The organism is Frankia sp. CcWB2 (assembly GCF_977927585.1).
This window is the reverse complement of sequence record NZ_CDWRCM010000065.1, coordinates 12,947-20,955: the sequence shown is the minus strand read 5'-3', so window position 1 is coordinate 20,955 and position 8,009 is coordinate 12,947. Positions and strand designations below refer to the sequence as shown.

The window sequence follows — 8,009 nt, the reverse complement described above, 5'->3', positions numbered from 1 at the left end:
GCCGGGGACAGCCGTGAGCTGGCGACGGGCCCGTTTAGCCGGGGACGGGTTATCCGAACCGGGCTGCGCGCATCTCGCAGATGTCGGTGACCGGCGGCGGGTACGGGGCGAAGCGCTGCGCGACCCAGGCGGTGAGGTCGGCCATCGATGCGCCGAGGACGGTGCCGTGGTCCGCGCCGGGGTAACGCCGGTAGTCCACGGTCGTGCCCTTCCGGCACAGCACGGTGACCACGCCGTCGGTCACCGTGCGTCGGTTCACCAGGTCGAGGTCACCCTGGAGAACGAGGGTCGGAGCCATCTTCCGCAGGGCCACCTCTCGCTGCCGGGCGAATCCGGCTGCGAAGGGCTGATGATCCAGAGGATTGACGGTAAAGGCGGTGTCGACGGACGTACCGATGCTCGCCCTGGTGAGGTCGGTGGCGCAACGGTCGCGGGCGATCGACAGCAGTCGCCGGCCGGTCGGGGTGAGCACCCGGTCCAGGTTGATCGTCCGGTCCTCGACGGACAGCCCGATTATCGCCAGCAGGACATAGGCGACCCCGTCGGTATTGTGCTGCAAGGTGGCGAGGGACGCCGGCAGGTCGGCCAGGGGGGCGGTTGCGACGACTCCCCGGATCCGTAGCTCGGGTGCGTAGGCGGCGGCAATCGCTCCGGCGGCTAACACCGCCTGGCCGCCCTGCGAATAGCCCCAGAGGACGATGTCGCGACCGGCACCGGTCGCCTTGAGGGCAGCGGCGGCGCGTGCCGCGTCAAGCACGGCCCTGCCCTCCGGCTCGGCAACGTAGATCGCGTGTTCGCCGGGACTCCCCAGTCCCGGATAGTCTGTGAGGGCCACGACATAACCGGCTCGGACGAGCGGAAAAGTCGAGGCGGCGGCGATCAGCGCGGGTCGTGCCGCCGACGGTGCACAGGCATCCTTGAGGCCCGTGGTGCCATGCCCGAACGCGACGATTTTTCGGCCGCCCGGCGGAACCGGAACGTTCTCCTCCGGAGCCAGGATTATCCCGGACACCGGAATGTCGACGCCCGGCGTCGCGTGGGACCGGTACATCACCCGCCACGCCCGGATACCAGTCGGGGCCGGCGCGACCACCTGACTGGACAGAATTTCCCCGCGGGTTCCCGGTGGTAACGATGCACCTCGCTCATCGGGTCCGCCGGCACTGATCGCGGGGGATGATCCGTCGTCGCCGCCAGCCCGCTTTCCGCAGGCCGCGAGGGGCAGCAGCCCGAGCAGGAGCCGGACCGCGAGCAGCGGGGTACGGACCGGACGGGAGGGGCATCGGTGCGCCCCGGCAGGGGTGGCCCCCGCAGCCGGTCGTGTCGGCCTCCCTGACTGCGCTGACTGCGTCGGCCGGGAGCGCGGGGGCGTGGTGTTAACGCATCCGGCCAGGCCGGCGGGCCACTCGGATCATTCGGGACAACAGGCTGCTGATCCAAGCTTGGCCGCCGATAATGCACGAATTAAGCCTAATGAGGCACATCCGGCCATCGCGTCGGCGGTCCGCCTGGGCCGGCCGGATCTTGACTGGCGGTGGATCGCTTCGCTGGACGATTCGGGCACCTATGATCGGGCACCCATGAGGGACGTACCGGGCGTAACCGGACCTGCCGCAACCTGCCGGGACGTGCCCGGGACGTGCCCGGGACGCCGTGGAGCCACTCTTGCGGGTGCCCGGTGGGAGACGGAAGATCGCTCGATACCCTTACGGTGTCCTCAGGCGGGTGCGGTAGCGGTCCCTCGATGGTTGCCGCGGTCTCACGGACGTGTCCAACCCGTCGTCGAAGCCTGTCGGAGGCCCGCGATAGTGAATGCATTCGCGTCGAACACCCTCGCTCTCGGCCCTGGCGTCCTCAGCGCGGACAGCCTGGCCAAAGCGGGCCTGGCTGTCGTTCTGTTGATCGTCTTCGTGGAGTCCGGCCTACTGGTCGGGTTCTTCCTCCCGGGTGACTCCGTGCTGTTCACCGTGGGTATGTTGATCGCCCGCGACGAGCTTTCCACCCCGCTGCCGGTGGCGGCTGTCCTGATCGGGCTCGCCGCGGTGGCTGGCGACCAAGTCGGCTACCTGATCGGTCGAAGAGCCGGTCCGGCGTTGTTCCGACGCCCCGACTCGCGGCTGTTCAAACAGGAGTACGTCGAGCAGTCGCACGAGTTCTTCGAGAAATACGGGCCGCGGTCCATCATCCTGGCGCGGTTTGTTCCCGTGGTCCGCACCTTCACTCCGGTCATCGCCGGCGTGAGCCGGATGAACTACCGCATCTTCATCACCTACAACATTGTGGGCGGGGTGGTCTGGGGTTGCGGCCTCACGGTTCTGGGTTTTTACCTCGGTAAGATAGATTTTGTACGGAACAACATTGAGCCGATGTTGATTCTAATTGTCGCCGTCTCGGTGCTTCCCATCGCTTTCGAATTCCTCCGGGCCCACCGTAGGAAGCGGGCCAGGAACGGTGCCGTGCGGGAAGGCTCCGCTGAATTCGGCAGGAGTGCCCCGGTCGCCGAGGAGGCTGCGACCTTCGCGGTACGGCCACGCCGCGGCGGCGGGCGTCACTCGGCTGCTCATCAACGTCAGACCCCGGGACTGAGCGAGACTGATCAGGACTGACCGGGGCTGATTGGGATACCCCGGTGGTCATCGCGGCCGCGCGACGGTTACCTGTGATGCGGCCAAGTCGCGAGGACGGGTCCCGGCGGGCTCCGCACCGATACGGGGGGAGTCGGCGGGACGCCCGCCGGGACCCGTCAACCGTATCGGGTCAACGGGTCATTGTCGCCTCTCCTCGTCACCCAAAGGTGGGAACAGTCGCTGGTCGCACACCGAAAGCATCGTTTGTATGACGATCATCTCACTATTGGTGGGTGGTGTTGTGGCCTTGGGGGGCCATCGAGAGATCGCGGCAACCGAGCTGGTCACGGTCGGTGCAGTCTGCTGGTCGGGGTCGCCGTAGCCAGGTCGCCCTCGGTGCAGCCGGGGCGCCGCCGGACTCACGAGGCGTCCGCACTCACAAGGCGTCCGGTCCGCGTTCCCCCGTGCGGACGCGGGCGGGGGCGTCAACAGGAAGAACCCAGATCTTGCCGGCTCCGCTGGCCGCCGATCCGCCCGATCTCCGGATCACCTCGATGACGTCCTCGACGTCGGAGTCCGCGACGACGCATTCGACCCGCACGGCGCTCACCGACTCATCGTGGAAGGTCTGCCCGCGATATGTCTGGGTACGCCACAGTTCGATGCCGAATCCGGTCACCTGGCTGACCGTCATACCCTGAATACCGAAGGTCTCAAGGGCGGTGCGTACGTCATCGATGCGATGTGGACGCAGGATGGCGGTGACCAGTCTCACCGGGACCTCACCAGGTTGTCTGGAACCGCATGCCGACGGCCCGGCGCACCTCCGGGTGAGGTTTCATCGCGGAGAAGCGTAGAGCCGGCAGGTGACGGTTCCGTCTCGGGAATGTCATCGAATGGCGTAACGGAAGGAATGGTAGATGTCCCTGCTCGACCGCGGTACACCCCCCGACCCGTTCGACGTGCTGCCCGCCAAACCGCTGTTCACCGTGACCAGTACGGACCTCGTCGACGGTGGAGTCGTTCCGTCCGATCAGGTGCACACCAGCGCCGGGGGTGCCGACATCTCCCCACAGCTGGCCTGGTTCGGTCAGCCCGCCGAGACCAGGAGTTTCGTCGTCACCTGCTACGACCCGGACGCGCCCACCGGCAGCGGATTCTGGCACTGGGTCCTGGTGGGCATCCCCGCGGCGGTGACCGAGCTTCCCCGCGGCGCGGGCAGCGGCGACTTCACCGGCCTGCCCGTCGGCGCGTATCACGTGCGCAGCGACTGGGGCTCCAAGGCGTATGGCGGGGCCGCGCCGCCGCAGGGCGACGTACCGCACCGGTACATCTTCACCGTCCACGCGGTCGACGTTCCGGAACTAGAGATCAACGACGAGGTCTCACCGGCCGTCGTCGGCTTCAACCTCACCTTCCACACCCTCGCCCGGGCCGTGCTGCGGGTGACCTTCCAACGCTGACGGGGCCGCCCTGCCGGCGCGTCGAGGTCCTCAGGTGCCGCGCCCTCGGCGCGCCGCCCGGGGATCGTCAGCTGGTGGAGCTGGGGCTGGGCTCCACGGGCGGGTAACCGAACCCGCCCGTGAGGCCGGCGGCCCGTGGGACGGCCGGGCCGTCGACGAGCTCCCCGCTCCCGAGCTCCCCGCTCTCGAGTTCCCGGTTGTCGAGGAGTTCGTCGGCCATCCGGCGCAGCCGGCCGGGACCGAGATCCGACGGGTCCAGCTCGGCCGGATCCAGATCGTCGGGGGTCAGGTTGGTGTCGTCGACCTCGCCGTGCATCTTCGAGCCGTTGAGCACCACGGGGATCTCCAGGTCGCCGACGACGTGCTCGACGTAGAAGGCGCGGGCGCCGATCAGCCACAGGGCGTAGCCCGGGTCGAGCCTGGGGAGCAGGTCGGCGGCGACATCGGTGAGCCCGAGCGCGGCCTGCGTGTCGGCGATCTGATCGGACGCCTGCTTGTAGAGGATCCGGATCGCGGTCTCGGCGAGCAGGCCCTTGGCGATCTCCACCGAGTCCGGCGAGGCGGACAGCAGGTCGGAGATACGGTGGGCAACGATCGCGTTCGCGCATCCCCACTGCCGGGCGAGCTTCTGCTGGGCGGACAGCCGGCGGACGAGGCCGGCGAACCGCATCAGCCGCCAGCACTCGTCGTAGACGACGTAGCGCTGCACGCCGTCCTGGCGCATGAGTGCCGCTTCCATCCACGCCTGCGCGCAGGTCATGATCAGGGCGATCATCTCATCGCTGCCCTGGACCCGCTCCAGGTTCAGCACGGCGATCGGACGGTCGAAGTCCAGCGGGGAGGTGGTAGGCCCGTCGAACAGACCGCCCAGCGCGCCGTGCGTGAGCCGGCGCAGGGTCAGCGTGGCATCCCGGGAGGCGTCGCGCAGCTCGGTCGCGGTCATCGGGAGGTTGACACAGTCCTCCTCGGTCGGATCCGTCATCGCCTCCAGCACGTGCGGCAGGAGCGGGGTTGCCCACCGGTCCGGGGACGCCCCGGTGATCTGCCGGGTCACGACGTCGAGAGCCAGGTCGACCGCGGTGTGCTCGGCCGGGGTGAGCGGTACCCCCTTCGCCGTCTCGATCAGGGACGACAGGAGTGCCGAACGAGCCCGCTTCACCTCACGGGCCCAGTCCTCGTCGGCGATGCCCATCGGACGAGGTGGGGCGTCGAGCGGGTTCAGCCGGGTGGCCATGCCGGGCCCGATGTAGGTGGGCTCACAGCCGAGGCGCCGAGCCAGCCGCGTGTACTCGCCCTTCGGGTCACAGGGTACGGCGGCCTGGTAGCCGAATGCCGCCCCCCGCGAGATCAGCGTCTTCAGCAGCGCCGACTTGCGGGAGCCGACCGCGCCGAACACGGCGAAGTTCGGATTCTCGATGACCTGCTGGCGGTACAGCTCGAAGACGTCGAAGTCGAACGAGTTCCCCGACCAAACGTGCCGACCGATGTACATGCCGGGCGCGGCCAAGCCGGAGTCGACGACGAACGGGTAGATGCCGGCGATCTGTGCCGTCGTCTCCATGTGCGCGGGAAGCCGCAGCTTGTGGAACGTCCGCCCGCCGAACGGCCCGAACAGCCGCGGCGGCTGTGCGCCCCGGCGCAGGGCTAGCTGGGCCCGGCGCATCGCCGCCTTCTCGGTGGCCGCCGCGGCCCGTTCCGTGCGCCGGCTGCGCCGGGGGGGCTCCGCGGCTATGTGTCCCTCGCGCTGCCGCCGCGGACCGCCGCCGAGGTCCACATAGCCCTCGGCGTCGCGTCCCGGGTCGTGGGACGTGGCCTCGTAGGCCGCCGCCTCGTAGCCGTCGGGGTCGTAACCGGCCTCGTCGTAGCTGGGCGGGTCGTCGAAGTCGCCGTCGCCGAAGTCGTCGTCGCCGAAGTCGTCGAAGTCGCCGTCGACGCCCTCGTCGCCGGGGCCGCCCGGGCCGCCGGGGCTGCTGTCGGCACGCTCGGGGCGACCGGCCACGGCTCCACCGGCCGGATAGCCAGCCGGCACGTAACCGCCCACCGCATGGCCGTTGCCCGCATAGCCGCCGGTCGGGTATCCGCCGGTCGGGACCGGGTACCCGCGGGCCGAGGCGTCGTCGTGTGCTGAGCTCAAGAAACCCCCACCGCCAACGGTAGTGCTCCGACGCTGAAGCCCTGATCCTGCTCGCCGACGAGACGCACCATCTCCAACCGGCTGCGTGAGGCCAGCGTTTCGGCCTCACCGCAGGCATCGGCGAGCCCGTCGAGGTCGTCGGCGGAGACCGTGACGAAGCCGTGGAAGCGGAAGGCGCCGAATCCGGCGATCAGCTCCTGCTCGCGGCGTTCGACCTCGTCGGCCTCAGCCACGTCGCGCTGGGTGGTGACCTTCCCGACCTTGTCCCGCATCTGCTGTTCACCGAGGTGTGCCATCCGCCGTCGGTTTACCGCCTTCTCCGCCTTCCGGCCAGGCAGCGGCTCGACCACCAGTGAAACCGTCCGCCGACAGGTCGTCTCCATCAGCAGCGGAGCGAGGAACGCGGCAGGGGAGGGCACACGCGGCCAGCCATTGATCCAGTATGTCGTGTGGAAGCCGGAGTCGGTGCGGTAGTGGTCCCAGGCGGTGACGGTCCGGACCGGGCCCGCGACCGCCGGGTCGATGCCGGACGCCAACCCCTTCAGGCCCCCGGCGAGGTCCGTACTCGCACCACCCCGCGCGTCAATCATCTCGATCGAGTACGGATCGTAGGTGGTGCGGATGACCGCGGCGAGCGCCCGTGGCGGCAGCCATCCGACCGTGTTGATGGACGCACGGGCGAGAGCCGCCTCCATCGTGCGCAGTTCGCCGAGCAGGACGGCGCAGGCCGCCTGGTCACCGCCCCCGGCCCGCTGGATCGCGCGCCGGGCGTCCCTGGCCCGAAGCTGAAACGAGAGGTAGGTCTCGTGTCTCTGCGCCACCGGGCCCGCCGCGTCGATGACCTGCTGGTAGGCGTCGGCGGCCCAAGAGTCGTCGTGATGCCCGCGGACCCGCCAGTGCCGCTGAAGCTGGTCGCCGGAGTCGGGCAGCGTGCGTTCCAACCACTGGATGCGCGACAGTTTGCCGCCCCCGGCGGTCAGCCCGGCCAGCAGTTCCCCCCAGGCGTCCACCCTGGCCTGCTGGTCACCGGACTCCAGCAGGGCGAACTGGCTACCCTGCACCTGCAGGACGGCGGTGTAGGTCTGCTGCTTGGCATCCTTTACCACCGCCACGTACCGGCCGCCGCCGACCGGTACGGACAACATCACCAGCGACGACAGCGGCCCCGGAAGGACCGTTCGGCTGAGCTGGTCCTCCCCGGCACCCAGCCGGAAGAACGCGCCACGGAACACCGTTTCGCCCGTCACCTTCTGCATCGTGAAGCCGAAGAGGATCGGCACCCACTGGTCGAGATTACGATCCTCCACCCGGACGAACGCAACAAATAGGAGCATTACTCCCATCAGTACCCAGAGTGGGATGAACAGGAGTGGAGAGCGAAGTGCCCCGAGCACGCACAGCATCACGCCGATCATCAGGCCGAGCTGCGGCCAGCGCATGCCCAGCATGACTCCGCCGCGTTCCAGCGGTCCGAAGCGGTAACTGCGTTCCGCGATCATCGGCTACCTCGCTACCTCGCTACCTCGCCACTCAACTACTCACGTGCCGCCGGTGCGGGACGGCGGCACCGCCGCCGTCATCTTCGGAGGCCGGGACGCCGACGGGGGCACGGGTACCCGCGTCGTGGCCTGACCGGGCCCGCGTGCCCCGCCCGTGACGGAACCCGGGCGCATCGTCCTCGTGGCGCCGACCGGCCTGGAATTGCTGCCGACCGTGACCGTCGCCCTGGTGGGGGTGGCGGCTCTTGCCGGTTGCCGGGTACTGCCACCGCCGGCCCGGGGCCGGCCGGCCGTCGAGCCGCGCACCGCGGCCGTGGCGGCACCCGTCCGGGAGGACGTGCCCGCC

The 8,009-nt window shown here is 69.4% G+C and carries 7 protein-coding genes; 3 read left to right on the top strand and 4 right to left on the bottom strand.

The annotated features are described in order from the left end of the window. Positions 1–49: 49 nt before the first annotated feature. Positions 50–1,051 (bottom strand): alpha/beta fold hydrolase, encoded by a 1,002-nt coding sequence (locus tag ACY45C_RS09330; protein WP_462187227.1) that lies wholly within the window; start codon positions 1,049–1,051, stop codon positions 50–52. A 757-nt stretch (positions 1,052–1,808) separates the two neighbouring features. On the opposite strand from ACY45C_RS09330, the gene ACY45C_RS09325 reads away from it, so the two are divergent. Continuing rightward, positions 1,809–2,606, top strand: coding sequence for a DedA family protein (locus tag ACY45C_RS09325; RefSeq protein ID WP_462187226.1), 798 nt, complete (start codon positions 1,809–1,811; stop codon positions 2,604–2,606). A gap of 397 nt (positions 2,607–3,003) precedes the next feature. Here ACY45C_RS09325 and ACY45C_RS09320 read toward each other — a convergent pair whose 3' ends face one another. Then, positions 3,004–3,342, bottom strand: coding sequence for a P-II family nitrogen regulator (locus tag ACY45C_RS09320; RefSeq protein WP_462187225.1), 339 nt, complete (start codon positions 3,340–3,342; stop codon positions 3,004–3,006). Positions 3,343–3,487: 145 nt separating this feature from the next. On the opposite strand from ACY45C_RS09320, the gene ACY45C_RS09315 reads away from it, so the two are divergent. Then, positions 3,488–4,030, top strand: coding sequence for a YbhB/YbcL family Raf kinase inhibitor-like protein (locus ACY45C_RS09315; RefSeq protein ID WP_462187224.1), 543 nt, complete (start codon positions 3,488–3,490; stop codon positions 4,028–4,030). A 67-nt stretch (positions 4,031–4,097) separates the two neighbouring features. Here ACY45C_RS09315 and ACY45C_RS09310 read toward each other — a convergent pair whose 3' ends face one another. Both ACY45C_RS09310 and ACY45C_RS09305 read right to left on the bottom strand, forming a co-directional pair. Continuing rightward, positions 4,098–6,164, bottom strand: coding sequence for a conjugal transfer protein TraC (locus ACY45C_RS09310; RefSeq protein ID WP_462187223.1), 2,067 nt, complete (start codon positions 6,162–6,164; stop codon positions 4,098–4,100). Beyond that, on the bottom strand, positions 6,161–7,663 hold the full coding sequence (locus tag ACY45C_RS09305; protein ID WP_462187222.1) for an SCO6880 family protein: 1,503 nt from the start codon (positions 7,661–7,663) through the stop codon (positions 6,161–6,163). Before ACY45C_RS09305 ends, ACY45C_RS09310 begins: the two co-directional genes overlap by 4 nt. A 154-nt stretch (positions 7,664–7,817) precedes the next feature. Here ACY45C_RS09305 and ACY45C_RS09300 point away from each other — a divergent pair. Continuing rightward, a partial coding sequence (locus ACY45C_RS09300; protein WP_462187221.1) for a hypothetical protein occupies positions 7,818–8,009 on the top strand: 192 nt, incomplete at its 3' end.

Coding starts and splice junctions, on each gene's coding strand:
- ACY45C_RS09330 (WP_462187227.1), bottom strand. CDS start 1,051: ATGTACCGGTCCCACGCGACGCCGGGCGTCGACATTCCGGTGTCCGGG.
- ACY45C_RS09315 (WP_462187224.1), top strand. CDS start 3,488: ATGTCCCTGCTCGACCGCGGTACACCCCCCGACCCGTTCGACGTGCTG.
- ACY45C_RS09305 (WP_462187222.1), bottom strand. CDS start 7,663: ATGATCGCGGAACGCAGTTACCGCTTCGGACCGCTGGAACGCGGCGGA.